Origin of the sequence: Sphingopyxis witflariensis (assembly GCF_002205635.1) — a bacterium.
In the GTDB taxonomy this organism is placed as follows: Bacteria; Pseudomonadota; Alphaproteobacteria; order Sphingomonadales; family Sphingomonadaceae; genus Sphingopyxis; species Sphingopyxis witflariensis.
On record NZ_NISJ01000010.1, the window covers coordinates 133,180 to 160,161 of the forward strand.

At 64.1% G+C, this 26,982-nt stretch carries 27 protein-coding genes and 1 pseudogene; 10 read left to right on the forward strand and 18 right to left on the reverse strand.

The genetic code is table 11. From position 1 onward, the window contains the following. Positions 1–7: 7 nt before the first annotated feature. Positions 8–805 (reverse strand): tyrosine-protein phosphatase, encoded by a 798-nt coding sequence (locus CDQ91_RS16630; protein ID WP_054586696.1) that lies wholly within the window; start codon positions 803–805, stop codon positions 8–10. Positions 806–1,041: 236 nt separating this feature from the next. Here CDQ91_RS16630 and CDQ91_RS16635 point away from each other — a divergent pair, with 236 nt between their 5' ends. Beyond that, positions 1,042–1,839: an enoyl-CoA hydratase/isomerase family protein gene (locus CDQ91_RS16635; protein WP_158213704.1), complete on the forward strand. Its 798-nt coding sequence runs from the start codon at positions 1,042–1,044 to the stop codon at positions 1,837–1,839. Positions 1,840–1,891: 52 nt separating this feature from the next. On the opposite strand, the gene CDQ91_RS16640 is transcribed toward CDQ91_RS16635, so the two are convergent. After that, positions 1,892–2,905, reverse strand: coding sequence for an NADP-dependent oxidoreductase (locus CDQ91_RS16640; RefSeq protein ID WP_088473835.1), 1,014 nt, complete (start codon positions 2,903–2,905; stop codon positions 1,892–1,894). A gap of 85 nt (positions 2,906–2,990) precedes the next feature. On the opposite strand from CDQ91_RS16640, the gene CDQ91_RS16645 reads away from it, so the two are divergent. Further along, positions 2,991–3,368: an EthD domain-containing protein gene (locus CDQ91_RS16645; protein WP_054586699.1), complete on the forward strand. Its 378-nt coding sequence runs from the start codon at positions 2,991–2,993 to the stop codon at positions 3,366–3,368. A 67-nt stretch (positions 3,369–3,435) separates the two neighbouring features. On the opposite strand, the gene CDQ91_RS16650 is transcribed toward CDQ91_RS16645, so the two are convergent. After that, the gene (locus tag CDQ91_RS16650; protein ID WP_088473836.1) at positions 3,436–4,686 is read right to left on the reverse strand and encodes an acetyl-CoA C-acetyltransferase; all 1,251 of its coding nucleotides are present in this window, start codon (positions 4,684–4,686) and stop codon (positions 3,436–3,438) included. 217 nt (positions 4,687–4,903) lie between these two features. Here CDQ91_RS16650 and CDQ91_RS16655 point away from each other — a divergent pair, with 217 nt between their 5' ends. Beyond that, positions 4,904–6,319 (forward strand): aldehyde dehydrogenase family protein, encoded by a 1,416-nt coding sequence (locus CDQ91_RS16655; protein WP_088473837.1) that lies wholly within the window; start codon positions 4,904–4,906, stop codon positions 6,317–6,319. Positions 6,320–6,446: 127 nt separating this feature from the next. Here CDQ91_RS16655 and CDQ91_RS16660 read toward each other — a convergent pair whose 3' ends face one another. Then, a complete protein-coding gene (locus CDQ91_RS16660) occupies positions 6,447–7,094 on the reverse strand; it encodes a TetR family transcriptional regulator (RefSeq protein ID WP_054586702.1) in 648 nt (215 codons plus the stop codon). A 274-nt stretch (positions 7,095–7,368) separates the two neighbouring features. On the opposite strand from CDQ91_RS16660, the gene CDQ91_RS16665 reads away from it, so the two are divergent. Continuing rightward, a complete protein-coding gene (locus CDQ91_RS16665; protein ID WP_088473838.1) occupies positions 7,369–8,526 on the forward strand; it encodes an acyl-CoA dehydrogenase family protein in 1,158 nt (385 codons plus the stop codon). 134 nt (positions 8,527–8,660) lie between these two features. Then, positions 8,661–9,833, forward strand: coding sequence for a CaiB/BaiF CoA transferase family protein (locus tag CDQ91_RS16670; protein ID WP_231732804.1), 1,173 nt, complete (start codon positions 8,661–8,663; stop codon positions 9,831–9,833). A gap of 310 nt (positions 9,834–10,143) precedes the next feature. On the opposite strand, the pseudogene CDQ91_RS16675 reads toward CDQ91_RS16670, so the two are convergent. Next, positions 10,144–10,317: pseudogene (locus tag CDQ91_RS16675) on the reverse strand (NAD-dependent oxidoreductase); the annotation flags it as partial. A gap of 441 nt (positions 10,318–10,758) precedes the next feature. On the opposite strand from CDQ91_RS16675, the gene CDQ91_RS21335 reads away from it, so the two are divergent. From CDQ91_RS21335 to CDQ91_RS16685, 3 genes are all read left to right on the forward strand, one after another. Then, positions 10,759–10,899: a hypothetical protein gene (locus tag CDQ91_RS21335; protein ID WP_158213705.1), complete on the forward strand. Its 141-nt coding sequence runs from the start codon at positions 10,759–10,761 to the stop codon at positions 10,897–10,899. A 421-nt stretch (positions 10,900–11,320) separates the two neighbouring features. Continuing rightward, a complete protein-coding gene (locus CDQ91_RS22080) occupies positions 11,321–11,605 on the forward strand; it encodes a lasso peptide biosynthesis B2 protein (protein WP_419722573.1) in 285 nt (94 codons plus the stop codon). Then, a complete protein-coding gene (locus CDQ91_RS16685; RefSeq protein ID WP_144036805.1) occupies positions 11,524–13,317 on the forward strand; it encodes an asparagine synthase-related protein in 1,794 nt (597 codons plus the stop codon). The genes CDQ91_RS22080 and CDQ91_RS16685 overlap by 82 nt, the downstream gene beginning before the upstream one ends. Here the strand turns inward: CDQ91_RS16685 and CDQ91_RS16690 are convergent. From CDQ91_RS16690 to CDQ91_RS16750, 13 genes are all read right to left on the reverse strand, one after another. Next, complete coding sequence (locus tag CDQ91_RS16690) at positions 13,314–15,503, reverse strand: prolyl oligopeptidase family serine peptidase (RefSeq protein WP_158213707.1); 2,190 nt, start codon at positions 15,501–15,503, stop codon at positions 13,314–13,316. The two genes, CDQ91_RS16685 and CDQ91_RS16690, sit on opposite strands and share 4 nt — an antisense overlap. A gap of 11 nt (positions 15,504–15,514) precedes the next feature. Further along, entirely contained in the window at positions 15,515–18,046 is a 2,532-nt protein-coding gene (locus CDQ91_RS16695; RefSeq protein WP_054586707.1) for a TonB-dependent receptor, read from the reverse strand. A 100-nt stretch (positions 18,047–18,146) separates the two neighbouring features. Beyond that, the gene (locus tag CDQ91_RS16700; RefSeq protein ID WP_088473840.1) at positions 18,147–19,136 is read right to left on the reverse strand and encodes a FecR family protein; all 990 of its coding nucleotides are present in this window, start codon (positions 19,134–19,136) and stop codon (positions 18,147–18,149) included. Next, positions 19,133–19,837 carry an RNA polymerase sigma factor gene (locus CDQ91_RS16705; RefSeq protein WP_088473841.1) on the reverse strand — a complete coding sequence of 235 codons (705 nt, stop codon included), beginning with the start codon at positions 19,835–19,837 and terminating at the stop codon, positions 19,133–19,135. Before CDQ91_RS16705 ends, CDQ91_RS16700 begins: the two co-directional genes overlap by 4 nt. 157 nt (positions 19,838–19,994) lie before the next feature. Further along, a complete protein-coding gene (locus tag CDQ91_RS16710) occupies positions 19,995–20,606 on the reverse strand; it encodes a GntR family transcriptional regulator (RefSeq protein ID WP_054586709.1) in 612 nt (203 codons plus the stop codon). Further along, positions 20,603–21,481, reverse strand: a complete 879-nt coding sequence (locus CDQ91_RS16715) for a phytanoyl-CoA dioxygenase family protein (RefSeq protein WP_088473842.1) — start codon at positions 21,479–21,481, stop codon at positions 20,603–20,605. Before CDQ91_RS16715 ends, CDQ91_RS16710 begins: the two co-directional genes overlap by 4 nt. After that, positions 21,478–22,101 carry an acyl-homoserine-lactone synthase gene (locus CDQ91_RS16720; RefSeq protein WP_054586711.1) on the reverse strand — a complete coding sequence of 208 codons (624 nt, stop codon included), beginning with the start codon at positions 22,099–22,101 and terminating at the stop codon, positions 21,478–21,480. The genes CDQ91_RS16715 and CDQ91_RS16720 overlap by 4 nt, the downstream gene beginning before the upstream one ends. 98 nt (positions 22,102–22,199) lie before the next feature. Further along, positions 22,200–22,958, reverse strand: a complete 759-nt coding sequence (locus CDQ91_RS16725) for a helix-turn-helix transcriptional regulator (RefSeq protein ID WP_084758121.1) — start codon at positions 22,956–22,958, stop codon at positions 22,200–22,202. A gap of 277 nt (positions 22,959–23,235) precedes the next feature. After that, on the reverse strand, positions 23,236–23,457 hold the full coding sequence (locus CDQ91_RS16730) for a hypothetical protein (RefSeq protein ID WP_088473843.1): 222 nt from the start codon (positions 23,455–23,457) through the stop codon (positions 23,236–23,238). Between the two features lie 139 nt (positions 23,458–23,596). Then, a complete protein-coding gene (locus tag CDQ91_RS16735; protein ID WP_088473844.1) occupies positions 23,597–24,241 on the reverse strand; it encodes an SOS response-associated peptidase in 645 nt (214 codons plus the stop codon). A 27-nt stretch (positions 24,242–24,268) separates the two neighbouring features. Beyond that, positions 24,269–24,781: an SOS response-associated peptidase family protein gene (locus CDQ91_RS16740; RefSeq protein ID WP_054586714.1), complete on the reverse strand. Its 513-nt coding sequence runs from the start codon at positions 24,779–24,781 to the stop codon at positions 24,269–24,271. Positions 24,782–24,793: 12 nt separating this feature from the next. Next, the gene (locus CDQ91_RS16745) at positions 24,794–25,123 is read right to left on the reverse strand and encodes a hypothetical protein (RefSeq protein WP_054586715.1); all 330 of its coding nucleotides are present in this window, start codon (positions 25,121–25,123) and stop codon (positions 24,794–24,796) included. A gap of 1 nt (position 25,124) precedes the next feature. After that, positions 25,125–25,316, reverse strand: a complete 192-nt coding sequence (locus tag CDQ91_RS16750; protein WP_054586716.1) for a DUF6771 family protein — start codon at positions 25,314–25,316, stop codon at positions 25,125–25,127. Positions 25,317–25,502: 186 nt separating this feature from the next. On the opposite strand from CDQ91_RS16750, the gene CDQ91_RS16755 reads away from it, so the two are divergent. Both CDQ91_RS16755 and CDQ91_RS16760 read left to right on the forward strand, forming a co-directional pair. Continuing rightward, positions 25,503–26,501, forward strand: a complete 999-nt coding sequence (locus CDQ91_RS16755) for an ArdC family protein (protein WP_088473845.1) — start codon at positions 25,503–25,505, stop codon at positions 26,499–26,501. Beyond that, entirely contained in the window at positions 26,498–26,899 is a 402-nt protein-coding gene (locus CDQ91_RS16760) for a DUF2958 domain-containing protein (RefSeq protein ID WP_054586717.1), read from the forward strand. Before CDQ91_RS16755 ends, CDQ91_RS16760 begins: the two co-directional genes overlap by 4 nt. Positions 26,900–26,982 lie beyond the last annotated feature (83 nt).

Consider the following 26,982-nt stretch of genomic DNA (forward strand, 5'->3'; position numbering starts at 1 on the left):
GGACCGGTCAGCCTTCGAGGAGGTTGTCCTGTAGCCGGCCAAGATCGCTATCCGAGAGGCCGAGGACGTCCTTCGCGAAGCTGGATATCGAGCCATGCCGCCACTCCAGTTCGCGAAAGGCAGCCTCGATATAGCTGCGATCGGCGCGCATAAGGATTTCGAGCGCATCGGGCGCCAGGCGTTCCATCCACTTTCCTTGCATGCCCGCCGCCGCCGCACTCGCGGTCAGGCGTTTCCAGTCGAGCAGTTCGGCCGTCTTGCAATAGTCCGCGATGATATATTCCCGGCGAATTCCGATGAGATCGAGCAATAGTGCGATGGCGATGCCGGTGCGGTCCTTCCCGGCCGAGCAGTGGATGAGCACCGGCAGGCTGCCTGCGGCGATATGGCGATACAGGCTGGCGAGATGCGTCGCGTGCCTGTCGGCCAGGCTTCGGTAGAAATGCCGCACTGCTTCGGCATAATCATCGGGCTTGAGGTCGCGCGCAAACAACCGCTGATCGCCTGAAAGATCGATATCGCCCTCGTCCCAGACCAAGGTAGTGCGCTTTTCCGCAAAAGCCGGAACGGTCGGATGGAGCGCGCGCTCGCTGGCCAGGCGCAGGTCTGCGATCGTGGAAATCGCGTCGAGCGATTCGTTGCGGATATCGTCGCTCGTCAACTCGTCCAGCCGGGCGGACCGCCATATCAGCCGTCGCTTCAAAACCCTGCCATCGCGGGCCGGATAGCCGCCGACCTCCCGAAAGTTCTGGCCGCCGGCAAGTGCGACCAGCCGGTCCTCTTCGATCACGACAGTCTCGGTCATATGATATCCCACAAAAAGGTGCGCCCGTGCGCCGCGTTTATCAACCAGTCTCGGGTTTCCAATATGTGACGTCATTCCCTTCGACTTTGGCGTCATCGCCCGGTGCCCGGGCTCCATCCCCGCTCATGCCAGACCGGAAGAACCCGCCCCAGCCTTATTATGTGATTGATTAATTGATTGTGCAACCCGGTCGGGTGATGCTAGCTCACCGGATCAGCAATGGAAAAGGTCCGCGGATGACAGGCAAGCCGCTTCGCGTTCAGGTCGAAAGCGCCGAAGACGTAGCCGTCGTGCGCTTCGCCAATCCGCCGCACGGCACCATCTCGAACGGCGGTGCGGCGGACCTTGTCGCGGCGATCAGGCCCCTCCTCGCGGCGGCCGAAACACGAGCGATCATTCTCACAGGCGGTCAGGACGGCATCTTCATCCGCCACGCCGACGTCCGGCAAATTGCAACTTCGCTTGAACGCGTAGGCATGGGAAGCGTCGATCCGCAAGCCTTTGCGACCAGCGCATTCGCCGAACTCGGCGCGATGCTCGACGCCGCCGAAAAGCCGGTGATCGCCGCGATTGACGGCCTGTGCATGGGCGGCGGCTTCGAAATTGCACTCGCCTGCACCATGCGGATCGCATCGCCCGCCGCCACCGCGATCGGCCTTCCCGAAATTCGCCTCGACATCTTCCCCGGCGGAGGGGGAACGCAGCGGCTGTCGCGACTGGTCGGACGCCATCGGGCCCGCCTGTTCATGCTCCGCGGCGACGTCATGACGGCCAGCCAGGCGCTGGCGGCCGGCCTTGTCGATGAAGTGGTCCCCTGTGCGCTCGATCGTGCCCTCGAATTGGCCGGCATGTTCGCCGGCCGTTCGACCGCCGCGGTGTCCGCGATCCTGCGCCTGACGGCCACTGACGAAGACCGGGAGAGGCTGGCCGCGGAAGCTTGCCGGTTTGGCGAGCTTGGCCTCACCGGCGAGGCGCTGCCGGAGGCGCTCTTCCAGTTCGCAGAAGGCGATGTCGGACTTGAAACGATGCGATGAAGGGGCTGTGCGCAGCGTCAGGCGTCAGGCGTCAGGCGTCAGGCGTCAGGCGTCAGGGCTCCGGCGAAACTCTGACGACGAGCTTTCCGTCGTTGCCCCCTGTAAACAGCAGGTCGAGCGCGGCCACCGCCTCCTCGAGCCCGTCGACGACATGATCCTTCCAGGCAAGCCGGCCCTCGGCAATCCACGACGAGAGGTCGGCGAATGCTCCAGGCGCCTGGCGAAGATAATCGATCACGATGAAGCCTCGAACGGTCAGGCGCTGCATGAGGATTCGCCCGAAGTCGCGCGGCCCCGGCATTGGCCCGTCCTCATTGTAGGCGGAGATCATTCCGCACAGCGCCATGCGGCCATCCTTGCGGAGACGCGAGAAAACGGCATCCATGATCGGACCGCCGACATTTTCGAAATTCATGTCGATACCTGTCGGGTACAGCCGGTCGAGCGCGACACCGACATCCTCGTTGCGATAGTCGATCGCCGAATCAAACCCCAGCGTCTCGGTAAGCCAGCCGCATTTTTCCGGGCCGCCGGCAATCCCGACCACTTGCGCGCCCTTGATGCGGCCGATTTGACCGACGATCGAGCCGACGGCACCCGCCGCCGCGGACACCGCCAGGACTTCGCCTTCCCGAGGCTTGCAGATGTCCAGCAGCCCGAAATAGGCCGTCAGTCCCGTCGCCCCGAGGACCGACAAATAGGCCGTCAGCGGAACTCCAGCCTGCGGCGCGATACGACGCGATCCGCGCTCATTCGCTATCGAGTAAAGCTCCCAACCGCCGGTCGATGGCAGGACGAGGTCCCCGACGCGAAAGCGGTCCGAGCGCGAAGCCTCGACGACCCCGATCGTGCCGCCGCGCATGACGTCGCCCACACCGACCGGAGGCAGATATTGGGCGCGATCGCTCATCCAGAGCCGGTTCGTCGGATCAAGCGAAAGATAGAGGTTGCGAACCAATATCTCTCCGTCCGCGAGCGGGCCTATGGGCGTTTCCCGCAGTTCCAGGTCCGCAGCGCCAGGCGCGCCTTGCGGACGGCGCTTCAATATCCATTGGCGGTTCTTCATATCCTATCTCCTTAAGCGCGGGACAGCGACCAGAGCCAATTCCCATCCGGGGCGCGCGGCGACCCTTTCACAAGAAAGTCTGACCATGATTGCCATCAAATTCTGCCTGCGGCGGTTGCCCGCTCTCACATTGTCCGAATTTCAGGACTATTGGCTCAATCAACATGCACCGCTTGTTCGCAGCGTTGCCGAGACGCTTGGCATCCGCCGCTATGTCCAGTCGCACGCCCTTGACGACGACGGGCTTACCCGTGCTTTGGCTGGCCGCGGCTGCGAGCTTCCGCCCTACGACGGTATTGCCGAGCTTTGGTACGATAGCGCGGCTGCCGTGCGAGCGGCGGGTATGACCGAGGCAGGACGCGCCGCAGGCAGGCTGCTGCTCGCCGACGAGAAAAGGTTCATCGACCTTCCCAACTCGCCCATCTTCTGGGTTCAGGGGCACGACATCATCAGCAATGGATAGCGGCGGGCGAATGCGCCGCCCGCCGCTATTTGTCATCGGCTCCAATCCGTCAGCCAAAGCTCCGACGTCAAAGCCTTTCGATGATGATCGCCGGCGCCATGCCGCCGGCGGCGCACATGGTGACCAGGCCATAGCGGCCGCCCGAGCGTTCGAGTTCGTCGAGCGCGGTGCCGATCAGGATCGAGCCGGTCGCGCCGATCGGGTGACCGAGCGCCATCGAACCGCCGTTGATGTTGACCTTTTCACGATCCAGATCCAGGTCGCGGATGAACTTCTCGGCAACGACCGAGAAGGCCTCGTTGATTTCCCAGACGTCGATGTCGTCCTTGGTCAGCCCCGCCTTTTCGAGCACCTTCTTCGCCGCCGGGGCCGGGGCGTTGAGCATCAGCGTCGGGTCGTCGCCGATATTGGCATAAGCGACGATGCGCGCGCGCGGGGTCAGGCCGTTCTTCTCGGCATAGGCTTGCGACGTGAGCAGGATCGCCGCGGCGCCGTCGACGACGCCCGACGAATTGCCCGCATGATGGAAATGCTGGATTTCGAGGTCGGGATAGCGGCGGTTGATCTGCTTGCGGAAGGTCACCCCGCCGCCAAGATCGAAATCGGCCAGGCCGCTGAAGCTGGGCTTCAGCGCGGCAAGCCCTTCGGCGGTCGTTTCGGGGCGCGGAAACTCCTCGCGGTCGAGCGCAACGCTGCCGTCTGGGTTAAGGACGGGGACGACCGACTTGCTGAAACGGCCTTCCTTGATCGCCTTGTCGGCGCGCTGCTGGCTGACGAGCGCGAGCGCATCGAGAGCCTCGCGGCTGATGCCGTCCATCGTCGCGATCGCGTCGCCGCAAATTCCCTGGTGCGATTGCGGGTGGAGCGTGTCGAGCGCTTCATGACCCGATCCCATCATCTGGGGGGCAAGGCCGGCGTTGGCCTGCTCAGCGGCGTGGCTGGCGGTAAAGCTCATCATTTCGGTGCCGCCGGCGATCACGCAATCTTCCATACCCGACATCACCGACGCCGCCGCGAAGTTCACCGAACTGATGCCGCCGCCGCAGAAGCGGTCGAGCGTCGTGCCGCTCGCCTTGATGTCATAGCCCGCCGAAAGCGCCGCCATGCGGCCGAGGTCACCGCCCTGCTTGCCGACCTGGCTCGACGTCGACCAGACGATGTCGTCGACCGTTGATGTGTCGAGATTATTGCGGTCGCGGATCGCAGCGAGCACCGTCGCGGCAAGATGCTGCGGGTGAAGGTGCGAAAGCGCGCCCTTGCCGGGCTTGCCGATCCCGCGCGGGGTGCGGACGGCGTCGATGATATAGGCTTCAGTCATGAAAGCATCCTTGCAAGAAGTTGGTCCGATCCAGAATTAGTCGAGCGATTAATTTAATCCCTCGCTTCGATCAAGCGAATTGGTCGGTGCGGACGGAGGGCTCGGGAGCCCGACCGGCAGCGAGGCTGCATGCAAAAAACGCTTGCCTCGTCGCATAATCAATTGAATGATTAAATAGAGCCAATTGTTTGCGGCCACCTGATGGGAGAAAATCCGGATGAGCTTTTTCGATAGCTTCACGATGACGATCGGCGGCAAGGCCGTCTCGTCGAGCGAGACGATCGATGTCATCAATCCGGCAACCGAGGAGATCGTTGCCAAAGCTCCCGACTGCTCGGAAAAGCAGTTGGATGACGCCGTGGCCGCCGCCCGCGCGGCCTTTCCCGGCTGGCGTGCTACACCGATCGAGGAGCGGCGGCGCGCGGTGGCCAGGATTGGCGAGGTTCTGACCGAGCACCAGGCCGACTTCGCCCGTCTGTTTACGCTTGAGCAGGGACGCCCGCTCGACGGCGCGGCGCAGGAGATCGCCTTCGCCGCCTATTGGGCCAATGAGGTATCGAAGCAGGACATTCCGGTTACCGTCACCGAGGATAGCGCTTCAAAACGGTCCGAAACGCGCCACGTCCCGCTCGGGGTGGTCGCGGGCATCGTACCCTGGAACTTCCCGGTCAATCTCGCCGTATGGAAGATCGCACCGGCGCTGCTTACCGGCAATACCCTGGTGCTCAAGCCTTCGCCCTTTACACCGCTCACGATGCTCAAGTTGGCCGAGCTTCTTCGCGAGCATCTTCCGCCAGGCGTGTTCAACGTGATCAGCGGCGGCGATCGCCTTGGCCCTTGGCTGACCGCGCATGAGGGCATCGACAAGATCAGTTTCACAGGCTCGACCGCGACTGGCAAGCGCGTCATGGAAACCGCGTCCAAAGGCCTCAAGCGGGTGACCCTTGAGCTCGGGGGCAATGATGCGGCAATTGTCATGCCCGATGTGGCGCTGGATGAGGTGGCCGACAAGCTCTTCTTCTCGGCCTTCGCGAACAGCGGCCAGATCTGCATCGCGACGAAGCGGATGTATGTGCACGAAGATGTGTATGACAAGGTGGCGGATGCACTTGTCGCGCGCGCGCGCGCCGCGAAGGTCGGCGACGGGCTCGACCAGGGAAGCAATTTCGGACCGATCCAGAACCGCCCCCAGTTCGAACGTGTCAAGAATCTCATCGAGGACGCCAAGCAGCAGGGGCTGCGCTTCCTTGCCGGCGGCGACGTTCCCGAAGGAACTGGCTTCTTCGTACCACTCGCGATCGTCGACAACCCACCCGAGGATAGCCGCGTGGTGCAGGAGGAGGCTTTTGGCCCGGTCCTCCCGCTGCTGAAGTTCCGCGACATCGACGAGGTGGTCGCTCGTGCCAACGCCTGCGAATATGGTCTCGGCGGCTCGATCTGGTCAGCCGACACGGAGGCCGCAGCGGACATCGCGTCGCGTCTCGAGACGGGAACCGTGTGGATCAACGACACGCTCTACATCATGCCCTGGACGCCCTTCGCGGGTCACAAGCAATCGGGGATCGGCGTCGAGAACGGCAAGGAGGGACTGCTCGAGTTCACGGTGCCCCAGACGATTACGATCGCCAAATAGGTCCAGCGGAGCTTGGCGTCGGTCTCGGCGCGAGGGGGCAGAATCGTGCGGCTGCGGCTGGAGGCGCCACGCCTGGGCCGCGGCGCCTTGCGTCCTTCCCGCGGAGCTCAACCGGGGCGGCGCGCCGTCAGTTCGCGCGCGGGTCGGCCGAGATTCCCCTGATAAGGTTGTTGCAGAGCTCCGATACGTAGCGGCGTTTGAGATCGTCGTTGATCTCCTCAAGGCCGAACACATGTCGCGCCTGGTGGCGTGAATGGAACAGCTGGTCGCAGGCCCCGACGATCATGAAATAGAAGACCAGAGGATCGACCTCGCGGAAGATGCCCTTGGCCCGGCCTTCTTCCAGAATCGCGCGCTGCGCCTTGGCGACCGGCAGGCTGATTTCCTCGGCGATCTGCTTGCCATAATCGCCCGACGGCTCGTTGGCCAGCTCGTGCATCAGCCGGTTGACATAGGGATATTGATAATAGGTGTTGACCATGCCGCTGATGTGGATGCGCAACTTGTCCTGCGGCGAAATATCCATTTTCAGCAGCTGCTGCAGGTCCGCCATTCCCTGACCCAGGCGGCGGCGAAGCAGCGCCATCAGCATGCCCGCCTTGTTGCCGAAATAATATTTGACCAGCGCAGAATTGACCCCGCTCCGCGCAGCAATTTCGCTCAACGAAATATCGGTCGTACCCCGCTCGGCCATCAATTGTCCCGCCGCTTCCAGCAGTCGCTCGCGAGACTCCGCTGTCGACGAACCGCCTTCCGCCTCGATCTGCACCTTCATTCGTCACTCCCTGTGGTCGTCCCGGCACGACCATCCCCTGCAATCGGCCCGCCGCAGCTTGCGGCTAGCCGTTCGGATATGGCGTAAATTAATTGATCGAACAATATATTCACACGCCCTGTGGCGGCGGCGCTGGTCCTATTTGCCAGCCGGTCCAGGCGATAACCTCCACAGCGTTCGCCAGATATAGATGGGCTGCGCGACGCTTGCCTGAAATTATCTATGCGATTAATTGCTGGTCCATCGCAATTGAAAAAGTGAGGAGAGTGAGGCCATGGACCTGAAGTTCAGCCGCGCCGACAGGGCGTTCCAGGCCGAGGTTCGCCGCTTCTTCGAAACCGAGTTCCCGCCTTCTGTCCTGAACAAGGTTCGCACCGGTCAGTTTCTCGGCCGTCAGGATTATGAAGCCGCACAGCAGGCGCTCCAGGCCCGTGGCTGGTTGGCTGCCAGCTGGCCCCGCGAGTTCGGAGGCACGGGATGGACGCCGGTCGAACGCTATCTGTTCGAAGAGGAAATGGAGCTGGCGGGCGCGCCGAACCTGGTTCCGATGGGCCTCATCTATATCGGGCCGATCATCTGTGCGTTCGGCACGCCCGAACAACAGCAGCGCTGGCTGCCCGACATCCTCTCGTCGCGCTCCTTCTGGGCGCAAGGCTATTCGGAACCCGACGCGGGGTCCGACCTCGCCAGTCTCGCCTTTTCGGCGGTACGCGATGGCGACGATTATATTCTGAATGGCTCCAAGATATGGACAAGCGGCGCCCACATCGCGGACTGGATTTTCTGCCTCTGCCGGACCTCGCACGAAGAAAGAAAGCAGGACGGCATATCGCTCATCTGCGCCCCGATGAATTGCGAAGGCATCAGCGTGCGGCCGATCGTTTCGATCGATGGCGCGCATGAGCTGAACCAGGTCTTCTTTACCGACGTCCGTGTTCCCGCCGCAAACCGCATCGGGGAGGAGGGGCGCGCGTGGCATTATGCAAACGTCCTTCTCAAGAATGAGCGCCTCTCTTACGCGCATGTTGGCCGCAAGAAGCGCGACCTTGCGACCCTCCGCACGATGGTCGCGGGCGACCGCGCCTTCGCCCGGCGGCTTGCCGATGCAGAATTTACGGTGATGGTGCTCGAACAGCAGGTTCTGAAGGCACTTGTGCATGGAAGCGATGCCGCCACCGTCGCAAGTCTGAAGATCGGTTGCACGCAGGCCGCGCAGTTGATCACCGAGCTGTATATCGACCGGGCAGGGGAATATGCGGCGCCCTTTTTCGATCGCTCTCGTTCCGACTGGCATGAGGCGACGCCGCTCATTCCCGAGTTTGCCGCGGTCGCCACGGCTTCCTATTTCTTCGAGCGCGCGCAAACGATCTACGGGGGGACCACGGAAATTCAGAAGAATCTGGTCTGGCGCGCCATCGACTCCGCTCGCTGAGCGTCGGTCGCGCTCCGTGCCGTCATGTTTCGGCGCATGTCACGCCGGGAGGCGCGACGGTTCAGCTTGATCGCGCATCATTAATTGGGTAATTAAAATGCTGTGACTTTACGGTATGGCAGCGAGAATAGCATATGATGGGAATGGCGGACGGCAAGGCGATGCTTACGGGCTTGAAGGTCGTCGATCTCACAACCGTCGTCTTCGGACCCTATTGCACCCATATTCTCGCTGAGCTCGGCGCCGACGTCATCAAGGTCGAAGTGCCGGGAAGCGGGGACTCTTTTCGCTGGTCGGGCAAGGCGGCCGCGACCCACGGCATGGCGCCTGCTTTCATGGCAATCAACGGCAGCAAGCAATCGATCGCCCTCGATCTCAAGACCGCTGCCGACCTCGAGACGATGAAGAAGCTTCTGTCGGATGCGGATGTGTTCGTTCTCAATGTCAGGGGCAAAGCCGCCGAACGTCTCGGCTTGGACTATGAAGCGGTAAAGGCGATCAAGCCCGATATCATTTATGCGCATTGCGTCGGCTTCGGTCAGGATGGCCCCTATGCCGATCTACAGGCCTATGACGACGTCATCCAGGCAGCGTCGGGGACGGCAACGCTTCTCCCCCGCGTCGATGGCGATCCGCGCGCGCGCTATCTGCCCTCGCTGATCGCCGACAAGGTCGCCGGTCTTCATGGGGCGCACGCGGTGCTCGCCGCCATTATCCATCACATGCGGACTGGCGAGGGTCAGCTCGTTGAAATTCCGATGTTCGAGGTCTTCACCAATTTCATGCTGCTTGAGCATCTCGGCGGTCTGGCCTTCGACCCTCCCAATGCTCCGGTTGGCTATTTTCGCCAGATCGATCCCGATCGCCAGCCTTTCCCGACCTCCGACGGCTACGTGAGCATCGTCGCTTACACCGACGAAAGCTGGTCGCGGATATTCGAACTGCTTGGCAATCCGGGCTTCCTCGATCAGGACGCGTTCGCAACCCGCAAGGCGCGGGGGCGCAATCTCCCGCTCCTTTACCGCGAAATAGCAAGGTTGACGCCAGGCTTCACGACCGCCGACCTCGTTGCGCGCTGCCATGCCGCGCAAATCCCGGCTCAGCCTGTCCGTGACCTCGCCGACATCATGAATGATCCGCATCTTGCCGCCACCGGCTTCTTCGAAGCCTATGAGCATCCCACCGAAGGACGGTGCTTCCGGATGGGGCATCCTGTCCGCTTTGGCGTATCGCTGGGAGGAGCCGGCAAGGTCGCCCCGGCGATAGGCGAACAGAGCGAAGAAATCCGCCGATCCATCTCCGGATGACCGCTTTTGGTGCGGGCCTCGAATCCCGCATCCGAAGCCAGATTCCGCGCGATGACGGCATTGTGTGAAGCCACCGCCCGAAACAAGGGCGGGGCAAGGAGCAGGAGAGAAGATCATGCGCGCCAGACTGCGCCAAGAGGCTGACTGTATTGCGGTTTACGCCGTCACCTTCCTCGTTTGGGGCGCCATTTTGATGACGATCGCCGCCAAGCTCTGACCTTGCCGCGCAAGGCTCGCACTCCCGGCAAGATCGATGCGGCTTGATCGCGCCGCTGCGCCGGCCAAACCGGCACACCGCCGTGCGATTGGCTCATTGCCCCATGGAGAGTTTGAGCTGGGCTCCGGTAATGCTCGCCGCCTCGTCTGAAAGCAGAAAGGCGACGACGCGAGCGGCCGCCTGGGGCGAAATCCAGTCGCTCAGGTCAGCATCCGGCATGTCCGCCCGGTTCGCCGGCGTACCGATGATGGACGGCAGCACTGCGTTCTTTGCCATCGTCGGTAGTCAGAAAGGACGCGCGCAACTGGCCGTTGTCAAAACGGGCCTGTGCCGAAATCATGCTTCCTTTGATGATCGCAGAGGCGTTTTCGGGACCGAGGTTCGATGCGCGCCTCGGCGTTTGTACGTAACCCTGTGCGGCAAAGATACATCCAGTTCCGGTGCCAGTTGGAGTTGCACATCTCCCGATCAAACGCATGATCGCGGTCACGCCACATTTGCAGGCGTGTGACCGGGTTCCGCTACGTATGTCCAGGCGCAAGCTAAAGGTAGCGGTTCGTGCCCCGATGTGCGTTTCCTTTGCGCGGTCACTCTTTTTTTGAAAACGATGCTCGATTATTTTCAGATTATTAAATAGCGGCCGGAATTTCCGAGGCATAACTTCCCAAGTGCGACTCATTTCGGTCGCGATTTCGGAAGGAAGATGTGATGAAACAGCAGGACAGCAGTGACCTGATCGACCTCGGCGCCGTCGGCGTCGAGACCCGAGGCATCGAACCGGTCGGTCCCCGCGATGAAGATACCAACGAGCACTTCCTGCTCGTCGGCGGCATCACCGCTGAAGACTGACCCTCAGGGCGGCGCGCCGCGCTGCGGCGCGCCGTACCTCTGGCACAGCCATCGCATGGACCCATCTTACGACATCCGGCCAGGGCTGCACTTTTGCCGCTTCGAAAGCGAATATGTGTTTCTGGACTTGCCTGCTGGCCGCTATTTCCTGATCCAGGGGCGGACGTCGCAAGCTTTTGCGCATTTCCTCGACCAGCGCGCCAGCGACGACGAACAGGCTGTTCTGCTTGATCAGCAGCTCATCGGTCCCGCTGGCGGATTGGCTATCGGGAATCTGCCCCTGCCGCCGGCCGTCACAGCGAGCCTCATCGACCAGCCTCTCCCCGATACGCCTTGGCTCGATACCCTCAGGGCGATTGCGGCCCAAAGGCGAGCGCGCTTTGACATTGGCCGTATTCCGGTTTTCGAGATCACGCGGCGGATGGGTGAGCGCCTCGAAAAACATTCTCCCGAGAGTCGGCAAGAGACCTATATTCGTGTCGCCGCCGCGTTTCACCGTGCCCGGCGTTACGCGCTTGCCACGGATCGGTGCCTCGAGCGGGGCATTGCGATGCGCCGGATCCTTGCGCGCGCGAGGTGCGACGCCCGTCTTGTCTTTGGCGTGACATTGCCCTTTGCTGCCCATTGCTGGGTTCAGGCTGGCGAAGCGGTGCTGACCGACCCGCTCGATGTCATCCTTCGCTACAAGCCGATCTTGGCGGTCTGATGACCGGTGGATTTCGCATCGAGATCGCTTTCGCAGAGGATGGTTTGCGTCGTCGCTCGCAAGCTCGCGGTGCGGCTGATTTCAGTTGCGGAAATGTGGCGGTTTGGTCGCGCGAGCCGCTGCAGCACGTGGATGCGCGGAGCATCATCATTGGTCGCCTGTTCGAAAAATTTAGCGCGGTGCCGCCTGCCATTGAGTGCCCCGGCCAAGTCCTCACGGCCGAAAAAGGACGAAAGCTGCTGACGGATTTTTGGGGCGGCTATGTTTTTGTTCATATCGGCCGGAACGGGGCGGTGACGATATTCCGGGACCCGTCCGGCGCGCTGCCCTGCTACGTAAAACGGGAGGCCGACGGAATAAGCATCGCCGGCGATATCACGGAGCTCGCTTCGCCGGGTTCCGGCGCCGTCGATTTGGGCGAAGTCGCGCGCGTGCTTTCAAGCGGCGACGCGCGCGGGCGTCGCACATGTATCGAGGGGATCGAGGAACTGATAGCCGGCGAATGCCTTGCCGTTGCCGATGGCAAGGTGGCACTCGAGAGCTGGTGGACCCCATGGGACCATGTCACGCCGCGCGCGAACAAGGACTTCGAGACTTTCGCTGAGGACCTGCGCAACATCGTTTGCGGGGTCGCGGGGACATGGTCGCGCTGCTTCTCGTCGATATTGCTGGGCGTATCCGGAGGTCTCGACTCATCGATCGTCGCCGCCGGCGCCGCACCTGCCGCGCGCGGGCTGACGTGTCTGACCCTGTTCGGGCCCGATGCCGATGGCGACGAACGACGATATGCGCTGGCCATGGCGACGCATCTCGGGCTCAATATTCGCGAAGTGCAGCGCGAAATTGGCGATATCGACGTCGGCCGCGCCTCCGCGCCCAATCATCCCTGGCCGATCGTGCCGATCGGGCGCCAGACGAACGAGGCGATCCACGAACGGTTAGCCAGAGAAATGCCGGTAGATGCTTATTTTACCGGCAATGGCGGCGACGCTGTTCTGTGCAGCCTGCGGAGCACCATTCCCCTTCTCGATCGCGTCCTGGCGGAGGGCCCGTCCGCACGGCTCGGAACCACGCTGCGCGACATATGCCTGCTGACCGGCGCCGACCGACGCACGGTCCTGCGCCATGCCTGGGATCGCCATCGCCGCCACGGGGGACGGCATCAGATCCGGTTCAACGCAGCGGGGCTGCAGCCGGACGCCGCGAGGGTGGCACGGGCCGCCGGGGCCACGCACCCTTGGCTCCGGCCGCCGCGTGACATTCTGCCCGGAAAGACCGTTCATGCAGCCTATCTGATGCGAACCCAAAAGAGCATCGAGCTCTATCCGCGCGCGGTGTCGCCGCCCCATGTCGCGCCGCTCATATCGCAGCCCCTGATGGAACTCTGTCTGTCGATTCCGACCTGGATGTGGGTATCCGGCGGACGGAATCGCGCGGTCGCGCGCCGCGCCTTCGACAGCGCGCTTACGTCGCTTGTCACCGCCCGCACCAGCAAGGGCGGTCCCGGCGGGTTTGATCTCCTGATATACCGCCGCAACAGGGACCGCCTTCACGACCGCCTCCGCAACGGCCTATTGGCTTCCGAGGGTATTTTCGATCCCGCGCTTCTCGATCGCGCCGAGGATCCCACCTGGCGCGGCGTCGAGCGAATTCAGCGTATCCTCGAATTCGCCGCCGCCGAAAATTGGGTGCGCTGGTGGAGCGGATCCTAACCGGGCCCGTTCGCCGCGCGGCAACGATCGGGCCGATCGCGCGCGAGCTTGCCCCAGCTTTCGGCCTGTTTCGGGAAGGGGCCGTCGGTATCATTTTTGTCCAGAAGCCAATAGTTAAACCAGGCGATATTCTCCCGCATCGCGAGCGACCGGTTCGACGGCCGGTAGAAGACATGGGTTTCGTCAGACGCTGCCGTAGCGCCGGAATAATGACTGATCTGCGTCGGCGCTTTCGCCGCGCGCAACGCTTCGAACAATTCGATCTGCGACGGCGATGCCGAGGCAACCTGCTGTAGCAGGGCTGCGCAAACTCTGTTGGCGTTCAGCGACGGAGCGAAACGGCGATAGCTGATTATGGCGTCGCTCAGCGGTGCGCCGCCATAAACCGCATCATAGCTCGAGCCGGCGGTCGCATATCCCGCCGGTTCGAGATAGCCGCCATCGCCGCTCGATGCGGCGCGAAACAGGGGCGACCGGGTCACCGCGACATTGACCATCTGCGAGCCGCGGCTGTAGCCGGCGATGCCCACCCGATCCCGATCGACGAGACCCTCGATGGCCATTTCGTCGACGGCATCCTCGAAGATGTGGACGCCTTCGATCCACAGCAACCGCTGCAGAGTCTCTGAATCCGGCGGCCCGCTGCCGCGAACCCATGCCTTGCTGGCCGCCATCAGCTCCTCCGATTGCAGGGGGGAGGGGTCATTGATCAGCAGCACCACATAACCTCTCTCGGCGAGCAGCTGGACCGGGTAGTTCCATTGGAAACCGGGCGCGGCGAACCGGTCGTCGGCATCGGACCCATGGGTAACGATGACGGCCGGGTAGGGCTTTCCCTTTTGGTAGCCGCGGGGGAGGACGACAAAGCCGCGGGCTTCATACCCATCGCGGTTGGTCCAGACCCGGGGAAGGATGGTGAGGGGAGCGATCGCGTCATGCTCCGCCGAGACCGACAGGAGCCGGAAGATGCGGCCATCCCTCAGGTCGATTTTCACAAGCCTCGGCGGTGTGGCGATTCCCTCTTCGACGCAGACCGCGAAAAGAAGCGCGTTATCATAGGCGCAGCGAGTGAGGCTGTGTTCGCTCTCCACCCTTCGCACGTCATCGCTCGAGACGACGGCCAGCCCGTAGCGGGCCGCATCGAGATCGCGGGTTCCGAGAACCAGCTTTTTTCCGTCGCGGCTCGCCTGGGGCGCAGCCGCGCGGGGATCGCCTATGGTGAATGCGACCGCACCGTAGCTGTGCCGTTCCCCGTCCGGGCCCGTTTCCACGAGGTCCAGCGTTTTCGCCAGGCCGCTCGTCGCGAGTTCGCCGCCGCGCGGTCCCCTGAGGAGCGCGATTGTCTCCAGATTATGCTCGACACCCAGCGTGCGTATCGTTCCGCTCAGCCGATTCCAGGCGCGCATCTCGAACCGACCGCCTTCCGAGCCATCGGGTGTCTCCACCCGGAATTGAACCTCATCGCCGCGCCAGAGAATCTGCCCCCCGCCACGCGTCGCCATCCGGTCCTTCGATGGCCTGCTCAGCATCAGGGTGGTTTTCCCGTCGGGTCCGCGCAGGAAATAGTCGATCTCGACGTCTATCGTAGACCGGCGCCGGCTTTTCAGAGCGCTGACCTCCGCGTCGAATCGGACGCGAGGCGCGTTCGGCAATGCTCTGAGCTGCGAATACCAGAGCCAGGCGCCGCCGGGGGACCAGTCATAGTCTAGAACGCCTACCGATGACGGGCGCACACCGCCGCCGATCGGAAAAGACATGTCCGCTTTCCCGACAGGAACGGTCGCCGGGTTCACGATCAGCGGCTGCACCATGCCGCCGGGCGTAATCCGATAGAGCTGCAGGCCCGCCCCGAGGTCGAGGAGGGCGCTCCAGTCCGCTGTGCCGGGGATGCGCCGCAGCGACTTGGCGCTGTCGACGGTCACTATGGTTCTTTGCCGGGTGGCAGCGATGTCGAGGATGCGGATATGGGATCGCGGCTTGTCGGCAGCGAGGTCGGCAATCTCGACCGCGTAGATGGCAAGCTTGCCATCTCCCGACAGGGCGATGTCCTTCACCTCCGGGACGGTGAGGATGTCCTCGAGAGTCCAGGGCCTGCCCTTGCTCTCCCCTGCCGGGGCGACAGGGGAGAGCACCGCGACGGCAAGGATCGCCGCGGCCGGGAGGCCGGCTCGGAGGCTATTCCGCATGGACATCCTCCTCACCAGTCGCGGCTGATCGTGATGCCGAGGAAACGCCCCACCGCCGAATAATTTGTCGAATCGAAGGGGGTGTCGCTCGGCGATGCCACTGCCGTCATCTCGGGTTTTGCATTGAAGATATTGAGGGCGTTGACGCTGATCTCGCCCAATGCGCCGATTTTGACACGCGCCGAAAGGTCAAGCGTCGCGACCGACGCCACCTTGACGGGAATTGTGCGGCGCCGATCGGTGACGCCGCCGGTGAAGCTGACGAAGGAGGCGAGAGTGAAGTCCTCATTTCCGAAGGTTGCGCCACCCCGCGCGCGAAAGTGCGGCGAATTGAAGATGGTGCCGGCCAGATCGGTCACCGGAAGGCCCGGCAACAATTGCTGCCGACTGTCGAGCCAGGTGCCGCTTGCGATCAGTGTCAGCATCTGCGCACCGATCGGTGCGCGGTAGCGCAGCGACAGGTCCGCGCCCTGATAGCGCTGCGAGGCGATATTGAGGTCGCGCCCGTCGATCAGCGCGATGACATTGGCCGGGTCATAGGGTCCGGTGGTGGCATTGCCGAGCGGGTCCGAGGCCCCCGCGATCGCGGCGGCCAGCAACGTCGGCGACGGATTGAAGGTGACGAGATCGGCAAACAGCGGATTGGTGAGAACCCCGAGTGGCGATCCGAATGGCGGCGCGACCCGGTCGCGATAGTCGATCCGGAAGAGGCTTGTCACGATCTGCAACCGGCTCGACGGGCGGAAGGTCGCGCTCAATGTCACATTCTCGGATCGCTCGGGGCCGACATCCGGATTGGGACCGCCGAGATAGACATAGGTCGATCCGGCCGGAAACATCGATCCATAGCCGGTCACGGACAGGAGGACCGGCGTATATCCGCTATACTGCTGGTTGAGCGTCGGCATCTTGAACGACTTGCCCCACGAAATGCCGAGGCTGAGCTCCGGGACCGGCGCATAGACGAAGCCGAGCTTGGGCACGACGATGCTCCCGGAATCGGAATAATCCTCGAAGCGCATTGCTGCCGTGATCGAGGCGCGGTGCGCGAAGGGCAGCTTTTGATCGGGACTGGCGAGCGGGACGAAGAGCTCGCCATAGGCATAGCGGTTCTCGCGCGTGGGTGCGAAGGCCCGGCCCGCGATCAGGGCGTTAAGGTGATTGCTGCGCCAGCCGCCGCCTGCCGCGAGGCGGACATCGCCCGCCGGCAGCGCGAAAAGCGGGCCTTCGACCCCCGCCTCGATACTCAGACTGCGATTGTTGAAGATCCGGATCGAAGGGGGCGCAACGCCATTGGTGAAATTCTGCGTGACCCCATAGGTCTTGTCCGTGCCGTAGAAGCCCGAAACGCGCGTGCTCCAGCCGCCGCCAAGATAAGCTTCGAGCGTCGGCGCGACGCCGAAGGTCTCGAACTCATTATGCACCACGATCCCGCGCGTCGTGATCGGCCGGTCGGCGAACAGTCCGCGCACCGAGGTCATGTCGCCGCGCTTGTAGATCAGGTCGGCCTTGATGCCGAGGCCGGGTGCGAGGTCCTGATGGCCGCTGAACAAGGCGCTATGGCGCCGCAGTTCGGGATAGAAAGTAGAGAGCGGATTGCTGGTCACGGCATAGCTGCGGTCCCGCGCCAGGATCGCGCTGTTGTCGAAAAAATCATAGGTGGCGAGAAAGCCCCCGCCCGACCATTTGGCCCCGCCGACGATATTATATTGTTGCTGGAAATTGCCGCCGTCGGTCGACCCGCCGATCCGCGCGCTCGTTGTGATGCCCTCATAATCCTTGCGGAGGAGGATGTTGACGACGCCGGCGACCGCGTCGGCGCCATAAATGGCCGACGCGCCGTCGGTGACGACCTCGATCCGCTCGACCGCTGCCGTCGGGATCGCGCTGATGTCGATCACGCTCTGTGTACCGCTATAGGCAAAACGGTTTCCGTTCAGCAAAGTCAGCGTGGCGCTGGGACCGATACCCCGAAGGTTGAAGGTCGACGCGCCGTTGACGTTGACATTCTGGTTCTGGACTCCTTGCCCCGACCCGATCCCTGGGTTCTGGCCGCCCCCGAAATTCTGCGGCAGGCTGCGCGCAACCTCGCCGAGATCGGCATGGCCGGCGTTGCGGATATCCTCCGCCGTCACTTCGATAACGGGCGCCGGCGCAGGCGCGCCTGCGATGCGCGAGCCGGTGACGATGATGGTTTCCGGCTCGGCCGAAGACGGGATTTCAGCCGAAAAGCCATTGCGGATGATAACCGCGCGGTCGTCGAAGCGTGCGATGAGCCCGCTTCCCGCAAGGAGGGTCTCGACGGCTTCGCGCGGCGTGAACTGGCCCTTCAAGGCAGGAGCGGTCTTCCCTTCAAGGTCGCGCGAAGAGGCATAGAGTTCGATGTCGGCGAGATCGGCGGCTCGGCGCAGAGCCTCGCCCAGATCCTGCGCGGGCATATCGTAAGACTGGCGCTCTTGCTCTGTCGCCATCGCGGCGATTGGCGAACAACAGGCAGCAACACCGGCGAGTAGCGCGGCCAGCGAACGAGACTTGATCAACATAGTCACTCCCCCAAAAATTCCGCCGTGCATCGGGCAAGGCGGTCAGTTGGGGGTGAGTTGACGGGACGAAGGAGGTGCCCTTAGCCAGTCGGTGAAAAAATTATCGGCGGCGGAGGTAGAGTGCGTCCGCTCGGCGCTCGACCCGCAGATCTAAGAGGGTCGCTATGCGCTCCGCGAATGGCTCGGTCTTGCTGATCTGGAAGCGCCCCGATACCTCGCGCGCCGCGATCGCGCTGTCTTCGATCATGATCGGAACCGCGGCGTAGCGATTGGCTTCGGCGACAAGCCGGTCGAGCCGGATCGAGCGATATTCGGCCCAGCCATCGGGCCAGTGTGCCGGAAGGGCCGGCGGAGGTCCGGCTTTTGGCGCCAATGTTCCGTCGGACCGATAGGCCAGCGCCGCGCCTTCGCGAAGCGGCGTGACCTGGTCCGCCACCGCATCGGTGCGGACCTCGGCCGCACCGCGCCGCAGCATTGCGGTGACCGTGCCGGCCTCGTCGAGACTGAGGTCGATCTCGGCATCATTCGCGCTTGCGGTGCCGCGTCCGGCGTCAATGCGCAGGGGGACGTCCTGCCCGGCCACCGAGAGACGAACCCGGCCCCTGACCAGACGCACTCTTCGCGCGTCTGTCCCCACGGCGACGTCGAGCCGGCTGTCGGTGTCGAGCGTCGCGCTCGACCCGTCGGCAAGCCGGAAGGTCCGTATTTCGCCGCGCCGTGTCTCCAGCGGCTCGGCGGCAAAGGCGGCCGAGCTGCCGCCCCGCTGACCGGGAAGCGGAGCGCCCCCGGCACCGATCGCGACGATCAGGAGCGCGAGCGCCGTCGCTGCTGCGCCCCACGGCAGCCACTTTTTGATCCGGCCGCGCCGCGCCTCGGCATGCGCGCTCCCGTGACGCTCCGATGTCTTGAGAATGGCGAGCGCCGCCATGCGCTGCTCGGCGCGCCGATAGGCCTCGCGGTTTTCGGCCGACCCGTTCAGCCAGGCATCGAACTCGCCGCGGAGCGCGGCTGCATCTTCGCCGCGCATCTTGATCAGCCATGCGCGCGCGATCTCGTCGAGCGAATAGTCGCCGTCACCTGCTTTGGTCATTGACCCTCGTCCACCACCTTCGAGATCTGAGCGAGCGCTCTCATCATATGATATTCCACCGTCGCGATGCTGATGCCGAGCGCCTCATGTATCTCGCGATAAGAGAGCTCGTCCACCCGGTGCATGAGGAAGACGCGGCGGGTCTTTGGCGGCAGGGCATCAACGGCCGCTTCATAGAGCCGAAGCAGATCGGCGGCTTCGAGATCCCACTCCTGCGCGGCGGGCGTGGCGCCTTCACTCTCATCGCGCAGCGGAAAGAAGGTCGCGCGCGACGATTTCTGGCGCCTGGCGCGATCGATAAGCAGGTTCTGGGCGATACGACGCAGGAAACCGCCCGGATTGGCGAGCTGGTACCGCTGCTCGCTGCCCGCCGCGCGCGCAAAGACTTCCTGAACAAGATCGGGCGCTTCCTCGGCGCCCGCCTTGCGGCGCAGGAAATGAAAGAGCGACGTGCGGTGCGCTCGATAGGCCGCCTCGAGATCCTGGCCGGCCTCTGGCCGCTGTCTGCACTGCGGCGGCCGGTCGGCCGGATGCACATGGCAGGCCGAGGACGGTGAAAAGGGGTGACGCGGCGGCGCACGGTCGCGGCAGGTACAGGAAGACAAGGCGGTAGTCCCGGCCGGCACGAGCGAAAGCGTCCGGCCGCGGCCGGGCTTGCTCTTCCAGTGCTGTGCCGCCGTCTGGCCGCTCGCGCGGGCCATGGTCCGGTTGGGCCGCCGGTCCGGTCAGGGACTGGCGTGATTGATGACTGGCGAAATATTCCGCGAAGGAGCTGCCAGACATGCTCCTCCGCTCTGGAATCATGTCAATTTCGGGCGGTGCTGACAAGCAAAAGGATCGGGCGATGGCTCCGACTGCTCAAACATCGCGCCCCGGATGGTTGCCGAGCGCGCGAGCATAGCGTGCCGATTCGTGCGCTCGCCTTTCATGATAGCCGAGCAGCAGGCCCCGAAGCTCGGCTTGCGGTGCGGCTTCGGCGACCGCGGTCTCGATCCGCTGATATTCGGCTTCGACTTCCGAAAGGATCGCCGCGTCGAATTGCCTCGAAAACTGCAACCGGTCGCCGATCGCCGCGATACTCGCGACGATTTCGCCGTTCGACGATCGTTCGGCGATGGCGAGGAACAGGTCAGCGAACCGGTCGGGATAGGGCTGGTCGGCCGACACCGAGGCTGCAAAGCCTTTGGGCGTGGTCGCGACGGCGGCGAGCAGCAGGATCAGGTGAAGCTCGAGCAGGTCGCGAAACTCTGTCTCGGCAAGATAATGGACGTGAAATCCCTCTCCCGGCCTGAAATCGACCATGCGTTCGCCATCCAGCCGAAAGAGGCTGTCGCGCACCGGTGTGAGGCTGACGCCAAGCTCGTCGGCCACCCGCGCGGCTTCGATCCGCGCGCCTGTGGGCCATATACCCCCCATCAGGCGCCGCTTGATTGCTTCATAGGTCGGCTCGAATACGTGCGCGGGACTCATCGGCCGCTCCTTTCGGTCGCAGCGAAATCGGCGACGGCATCGGCCTGGTCGGGACGCAGCGCGTCGACCGCGCCTATCGGGCCGGACGGTTCGCCTTGCAGGAGGATCGAGGGGCACTGGCCTTCATAGTTGCCGAGGTTGGGGCGGTGCTGCGCACAGCCTGCGAGCGCCGCGAGCTCCGGCGGGAAGTGCCGCGCGACGTCGGGCGGGTAGGTCAGCCACAGATTTTCATAGGGTTTGAGCCAGCCAAGGCTGTAGCTGACGAGCACGCCGCGCCGGACATTCTTGCTACGGTTCGCGCCGGCGCCGTGCGCGGTCGATCCGAGAAAGCAGATCGCCGCGCCGGGTTCGCATTCGGCATATATAGGAGGGCCGGGATCCTCTTTCGCCATGCCGGTGACGCCTTGGCTTTCGGGGAAAATCTGTGTCGCGCCATTCTCCTTCGTGAAGGAGGTCAGCGGCCAGAGGATGTTGACGAGATATTCCTGGGTTCCGTCTGCGCCGCGCCACATGTCCTGGTCGCGGTGCGGGAACTGCCGCACTTCGCCGGGGTGAATCTCGATCGCCTGGGCGAGGTTCAGCTGCATGCGCTCGCATCCCGGCCCGAGGATTGCTTCGACGGCGGAAAGGATGACGGGGTCGAGCACCAGATCGGCCACGTGCCGCGAGCGCCGCAGCAGGCTGCCGAACCGCTTCGTTCGCCGGCCGTAGAAGTCGCCCTCGCAAAAGGGCGTCTCGGCAAAGACCGGATCGAGATCGCTGGCGAGGGCGTGTACGGTCGCGCTCGCCCGCTCATGCAGGATGCAAAAGCCGTTGCCGCGAAGTTCGCCGACGAGGCGGGTGGAAAGGTCGGCCTGGGTGAGATCCGCCGTCATGGTGCAAGTTCCCCACCTTCGAGCTTGAGCCCGAGCGGCGTCCATGTCCCCGTTCGTTGCAGGCCGGGAAGCGTGTCGGCGTCGATCCGGATGCCGAACGCGAGGATCGGGCCGGCGCTGCCCGGGAGAGCGGGACCGAGCGCGCGGCAGGACCAGCCGAAACCGCTGATCTTCGCGAACCAGCGCGCCTCCGCGATCCCGACATATTCGCGGATGCCATTGTGGAGGGCATGGTCCGCAAGCGCGCTGACGAGCTGGTTGCGGGCGTCGAGACGCTCGGCGGCCGATTGCGCGGGGTCGAGGCAGAAGCGGCTGATTTCCCAGACCGCCTCGCCGGATGGCGCGCCGTCGGGGCAGAGATGGGGATAGAGATCGCCGAGGAGATGCGGTGCGGTCGTCGGCAGCAACCGCGCCGATGCCCGGTGGCGCAGATCGTCCGGATCAAGCAGAATCAGATATCGAGCATGCGGATTATCGAACTGGTCGAGCTCGAAACGCCCATCGAGAGCGGGAAGATCCCACTTCAGAAGATCGATGAAAACCTGCTTTCGGGCTGCGAACATGGCGCGCAGCGCCGCGTCGCCGGGCGCAGCCTGCGCCCGCGTGGATTGATCGGTCATAGGTCATCCTTGGTTGCTGGATGCCCGAGTCAGACCATCAATCTCGCGGGTCGGCTATGCCCATTTCTGGGCAAGCCTTTCGCCTTTTGGCGCTCGCCTCAGTCGGGACGCCACCAGTCATAGACGTCTGAAAAGCCGATCAGGCCGTCGTACAGAGCGCAGAGGATCAGCATCGAGCGGCAGTGGACCGAATAGCGGTCGCGGGCCATCTTGAGGTGGCGGACCACCGTTTCCTGGCTGATCCCGAGAATGTCGGCGATTTCGCCCGCCGTCTTGCCGCGCGCCGACCAGAGCACACATTCGCGCTGGCGCTCGGTGAGGACCGATCGCGGCCGCGGGGCTGCCGCACCCATGAAGTCGCGCGCTCTCGCGATCGCAATCGCGCCGATGATTTCGGCGACGTTGAGCATATGGCACGGCAGATCGGTGTGCGGGCCGACCGCGAAGGAGCAGGAGCCCATGGCTTCGCCCGGCAGGTGTCGCGGAACGGTGAAGCCGTCGCCGACACCGCTCGCTCGCGCGACATTCATCAACTGCCGGTCGCTGCGCGAGAGGGGGATATAGTGCTCGACGTTGCGCCACGCGAACCCGGTGACCGCACGTTCACCGGCCCGGCGGATCGGGTCTGTCGCACTGAGGTCGAGGCCGATGTAGATCTTGGCCCAGGCTTCGGGATAATTATGGACGAGCATCGATGCGGCCTCGCCGCCGCGCCGGTCGAAGGCGAGAGCGAAATGGTCGAAACCCATGCGCTCGGCCGCGTTCGCCAGCGCTGCAAAAAGTTGTTCCTGCTGTCCCGCGCCTGAAATTTCGTGGGCGAGCTCCTCCGTCAGATGAAAATGCTTCACATCGATCATCGGCCGCTGACGCGTTCCCGACCCGGCTGTCCGCGGTCCGCTCCCTTGGGTCGCGCGCCAGCGGTTCCTCTCCGCGGCGCACGAGGTTCGACAATGGTCCGACGGGTCCTGACATTGCGCGGCGGGTCGCTGTTTTCGCGGCCTCGGCGCTACAATCGATCGGCGTAGATGGTCTAACATCCAGATAAGCCGCGTAAAGCTTCGAGGCCCGAGAGATGGATCCAGTCTGACACTTCATGTGCCATACTGCCGACCGGGGCGCGCTAGTGAACCGGGTTCAATTACGGGCGACTGCCCGGATCGCGCCGACGATCCCGGCGACGAACGATCCCGCGACGAGCGTCGTCAGCAGCCAGAACTCGATCGCGATGGCGCGGTGCTTCCATTTGGGTTCGCGAGGCATCGGGACGGCATGGCAGCGATGCGCATTGTAGGACAGACGAAAAAGGCCTCGCCTTTCGGCGAGGCCCTCCCGGCTTTCGATGGCAAGGAGCCGCATCGAAAATCGTCCCCCCCTCGAATCGTCTTGGGTCGCAGTCGACGATTCGAAAGTTGGTGGGTGCTAGCCGGTAATCCGGAAGAGTCAACATGCGGTTTACGCTACGCCTTCCATGATAAAATAGCCTATTCTTAGCCCGCTAGAAGAGCGTGGGTGAGCCGGTCGGCGGCTTCCGGCTGAACCAGGGAATGTCGGTGCGTTCTACGGGAAGCCGCTCTGCGGGATATTGGGTGACGAGCATCATGGCGTCTGCGGGTTCCGCGCGCAGCCATCGGTCATGATCGGAGGCCTGCAGGATGACCGGCATCCGGTCGTGGACATCGAAAAGCTCCTTCGTCGCATCGACCATCACCATCGTGTAGCAATCGCCCCATTCGTCGCTCGGGCGCCAGAGACCGGCGCAGGCAGCGAGTGGCTGGTCGGTGGGGCTGATCCATGTCTGCGTCATCCGGCCCTTTTCGCCTTCGGCCTCGGCGAAGGCGGTGAAGGGGATGAGGCAGCGCTGCGCCGGGTTGGTGAACCAGGTACGCCAGAAGCTCATCAGTTTGTCGTCGCGCGCATTGTTTACGGGCTTCGGCTTGCTGGTCGCCTTCATATGCTTGAGCCGGACCGGAAACCCCCAGGTCATCGCCTCGAGCGCGCGCGCGCCGCCATCCTCGCGCACGACGAACCCCTGCCCGCCGGGATAGACGTCGCCGGGCTGCGCGTTGGTGAGCGGGCGGCGCGCACCGAAGGCCGACGCGACCTCGTCGACCGAGGCCTTGAGCGTCACCAGATTGCACATGATCGCGCCTCCTTGCCGTGTTTCCGGTCAGGCCGCTCCTAAGAGCTCGTCGAAATTCTGCTGAATCGGCGGCATGATGCTGAAGCTGTTCTTGGGGAAGGGCTGCAATATGTCCAGCGGCGGCCGCGTCCCCATCAGCCAATCGAACCAGTCCTCGGGGCGCACCACGGCAACATGCCGGTCCTTGTGCGGCGCCAGATCGTCATAGGCCGGAACGGTGAGCGCGGCGAAACTTTCTGGCCAAAGGCGGTGCGCTGGCCGCCAGACCGCCGCGATGCAGAAGAAGGGCTCGTCGGTGATCAGGCTGGCCGCATATATCGTCTTGCCACGCTTCACGAGGCCGAACGCATTGGCGAGCAGCAGGCAGGGCCGGTCGATGATCGCGGTCTCGGACTTGAGCAGCGGAATCTGGAAGATGTCGGCGTCGCGCGAGTGCAGGCCCCAGAGCATTTCCTTCTCGCGCTCGCGCTGGCCGTCCCACACCATCACCCGGTGTATCTTGCCGATGCCGACGAGTGCGTCATCGCTTTCGATATCCATGGGTTTTAATCCTCATGCACGGAAGCGGCTGAGCGCCCGCTTCCATTCGCGTTCGTCGGGCATGGGCAAGGCGATATCGTCGGGACCGGGATCGACCAGCTCGATCCGCACCGGGCGAACGCGCTTGCCGGTCCGGGCGCCGCAGCGAACGCACCAGAATTTCTCACGTGCCTTGCCGAGATCATCGTCCCACATCTTGCACTGGAAGCGCCACCAGATTCCATAGGGGTTGAAGGTCGCGCTGTGTCCGCAGCGGCAGACGGGCTTGATCGCCCGAAACCAGGCGGCCGCCTCGAAGATGTGCGTTGCTCGGGGCTGCCCCTCTTTGGTCCAGCCGCCCACGTCACAGCGAAAGCCCGAGCTGGTCGGGACTCGCGGGCTCCGCGCCCGCGCGAACGCTCTCGACGATTGCGCGGGCAAGTTCGAACGCCGCCTCGACCCGGATATGGCTCGTCGGTGCGGTAATCCCGACGCGCGCCCAGCCGGGGGCGGCAAGAATGGTTTCGGCGACTCGGGCGGTATCGATTTTATCCATGCCGCAAAGAGAACATAGGAAGAACATTTTGGCAAGGCTGCGAGCGATGCACGGTCGGGCAGCGTCGGCGTGCGTCGGCCGTGCGGCGGCGATGCCGCCGCACGCGAGCCCGAGGGGAGCCCGGACGCCGGGACGGATCGGGCGCGGCGAGAGAGGCTCGCCGCCGGTCCGCCGCGGAGAACCGATATGTCTTGTTCTGTCAAACCATCGCGCCAGCGCGGCGCGCGCGCGACCCTCTACGAAGAGATCACCAGCCGGATCATCGCCGAGCTCGAAGCCGGGCGGTTGCCCTGGGTTCAGCCTTGGGATGCGGGCCGGGCCGCGGCCGGTCTCCCCTATAATGTGGTGAGCGACCGGCGCTACAGCGGCATCAACATCCTCACCCTCTGGCATGCGGTTATGAGCCGGGGCTTTCGGGGCCATGGTTTCCTGACTTTTCGTCAAGCGCTCGCGCTGGGGGGCAGTGTCCGCCGCGGCGAGCGCGGGATCGGGGTCATCTATACCCGGCGCGCGGCAGCCGACGCGTCCGAGCCCGGCGGCGGCGGGGCGGGCGAATGCAAGGGCGGCTTTTCTTTCCTGAAGCAGTTCACTGTTTTTTCGGTCGACCAGTGCGATGGCCTGCCCGACAAATATCATGTTGCCGCGCCGCCCGTGCCCGAAGGCTTGATCCTTCCGCAGGCAGCCGAGCTGATTGCAGCCACCGGGGCCGAAGTCCGCATCGGCGGCGCATCGGCCTATTACAGCCCGCGCCACGATTTCGTCGCGGTGCCGCATCCGCAGGATTTCTACGCGCCGGTTGATTGGCACCGGACCGCCTTTCACGAACTCGGTCACTGGACGGGCCATGAGAGCCGCCTGGCCCGCGATCAGAGCGGCAGTTTCGGCTCGAAGCCTTATGGTCATGAAGAACTCATCGCCGAAATGGCGGGCGCGTTCGTCTGCGCCGCGCTCGGTATCAGCCCGAGCGTGCGCCACGCCGACTATATCGGCTCCTGGCTTGCGATCATCCGCGAGGATCATCGCGCAATCCTGCGTACCGCCAGTGCTGCGTCGAAGGCCGCCGACTATCTGCTCGCCTTCCGCGCTGGCCCGCCGGCTCATCGCGCTGCCGCGTCGACAGCCACACCGTCCGTCCTTCCAGACGGGGTCGAGAGCCGCATGGTCAGCGGAAGGATCGCGGCATGAGCCTCCTCACGCCCGACATCGCCGCCCGGCTCACCGCCAACGCCCGCACCCGCATCGACGCGGTCCGGCGCGGCCTGCGCGAGCCCGACCCGAGGCCCGTGGTCCGCTTCTTCAATCCGGTCGGCGCCGCGACCTGGCTGGCCACCGAGTTGGACCCCGACGGCATATTGTTCGGCCTTGCCGATCTCGGCTTCGGTTGCCCCGAACTCGGAAGTTTCTCGCTCGCCGAACTCGAGGCGGTCCGGCTCCCGTTCGGGCTCGGCATCGAGCGCGATCTCCTGTTCGAGGCCCAGCATCCGCTGTCGGTCTACGCCGCGGCGGCCCGCGCCGCGGGTTCGGTCGTGCTGGGCGAGCGGCGCCTCGCTGCCGCGGAGCGCCGCCTCTCGGGGCGCGCGTGACGCGGATGATCTTCGGGTCCGCCGGTGGCGGACCCGCGAGGAAGAGGAAGGCCGGGGCCTCGTGACGGGCTTGACAGCCGAGG

Coding starts and splice junctions, on each gene's coding strand:
- CDQ91_RS16630 (WP_054586696.1), bottom strand. CDS start 805: ATGACCGAGACTGTCGTGATCGAAGAGGACCGGCTGGTCGCACTTGCC.
- CDQ91_RS16635 (WP_158213704.1), top strand. CDS start 1,042: ATGACAGGCAAGCCGCTTCGCGTTCAGGTCGAAAGCGCCGAAGACGTA.
- CDQ91_RS16640 (WP_088473835.1), bottom strand. CDS start 2,905: ATGAAGAACCGCCAATGGATATTGAAGCGCCGTCCGCAAGGCGCGCCT.
- CDQ91_RS16645 (WP_054586699.1), top strand. CDS start 2,991: ATGATTGCCATCAAATTCTGCCTGCGGCGGTTGCCCGCTCTCACATTG.
- CDQ91_RS16650 (WP_088473836.1), bottom strand. CDS start 4,686: ATGACTGAAGCCTATATCATCGACGCCGTCCGCACCCCGCGCGGGATC.
- CDQ91_RS16655 (WP_088473837.1), top strand. CDS start 4,904: ATGAGCTTTTTCGATAGCTTCACGATGACGATCGGCGGCAAGGCCGTC.
- CDQ91_RS16660 (WP_054586702.1), bottom strand. CDS start 7,094: ATGAAGGTGCAGATCGAGGCGGAAGGCGGTTCGTCGACAGCGGAGTCT.
- CDQ91_RS16665 (WP_088473838.1), top strand. CDS start 7,369: ATGGACCTGAAGTTCAGCCGCGCCGACAGGGCGTTCCAGGCCGAGGTT.
- CDQ91_RS16670 (WP_231732804.1), top strand. CDS start 8,661: ATGATGGGAATGGCGGACGGCAAGGCGATGCTTACGGGCTTGAAGGTC.
- CDQ91_RS21335 (WP_158213705.1), top strand. CDS start 10,759: ATGAAACAGCAGGACAGCAGTGACCTGATCGACCTCGGCGCCGTCGGC.
- CDQ91_RS22080 (WP_419722573.1), top strand. CDS start 11,321: ATGGGTGAGCGCCTCGAAAAACATTCTCCCGAGAGTCGGCAAGAGACC.
- CDQ91_RS16690 (WP_158213707.1), bottom strand. CDS start 15,503: ATGCGGAATAGCCTCCGAGCCGGCCTCCCGGCCGCGGCGATCCTTGCC.
- CDQ91_RS16695 (WP_054586707.1), bottom strand. CDS start 18,046: ATGTTGATCAAGTCTCGTTCGCTGGCCGCGCTACTCGCCGGTGTTGCT.
- CDQ91_RS16700 (WP_088473840.1), bottom strand. CDS start 19,136: ATGACCAAAGCAGGTGACGGCGACTATTCGCTCGACGAGATCGCGCGC.
- CDQ91_RS16705 (WP_088473841.1), bottom strand. CDS start 19,837: ATGGCCCGCGCGAGCGGCCAGACGGCGGCACAGCACTGGAAGAGCAAG.
- CDQ91_RS16710 (WP_054586709.1), bottom strand. CDS start 20,606: ATGAGTCCCGCGCACGTATTCGAGCCGACCTATGAAGCAATCAAGCGG.
- CDQ91_RS16715 (WP_088473842.1), bottom strand. CDS start 21,481: ATGACGGCGGATCTCACCCAGGCCGACCTTTCCACCCGCCTCGTCGGC.
- CDQ91_RS16720 (WP_054586711.1), bottom strand. CDS start 22,101: ATGACCGATCAATCCACGCGGGCGCAGGCTGCGCCCGGCGACGCGGCG.
- CDQ91_RS16725 (WP_084758121.1), bottom strand. CDS start 22,958: ATGATCGATGTGAAGCATTTTCATCTGACGGAGGAGCTCGCCCACGAA.
- CDQ91_RS16730 (WP_088473843.1), bottom strand. CDS start 23,457: ATGCGGCTCCTTGCCATCGAAAGCCGGGAGGGCCTCGCCGAAAGGCGA.
- CDQ91_RS16735 (WP_088473844.1), bottom strand. CDS start 24,241: ATGTGCAATCTGGTGACGCTCAAGGCCTCGGTCGACGAGGTCGCGTCG.
- CDQ91_RS16740 (WP_054586714.1), bottom strand. CDS start 24,781: ATGGATATCGAAAGCGATGACGCACTCGTCGGCATCGGCAAGATACAC.
- CDQ91_RS16750 (WP_054586716.1), bottom strand. CDS start 25,316: ATGGATAAAATCGATACCGCCCGAGTCGCCGAAACCATTCTTGCCGCC.
- CDQ91_RS16755 (WP_088473845.1), top strand. CDS start 25,503: ATGTCTTGTTCTGTCAAACCATCGCGCCAGCGCGGCGCGCGCGCGACC.
- CDQ91_RS16760 (WP_054586717.1), top strand. CDS start 26,498: ATGAGCCTCCTCACGCCCGACATCGCCGCCCGGCTCACCGCCAACGCC.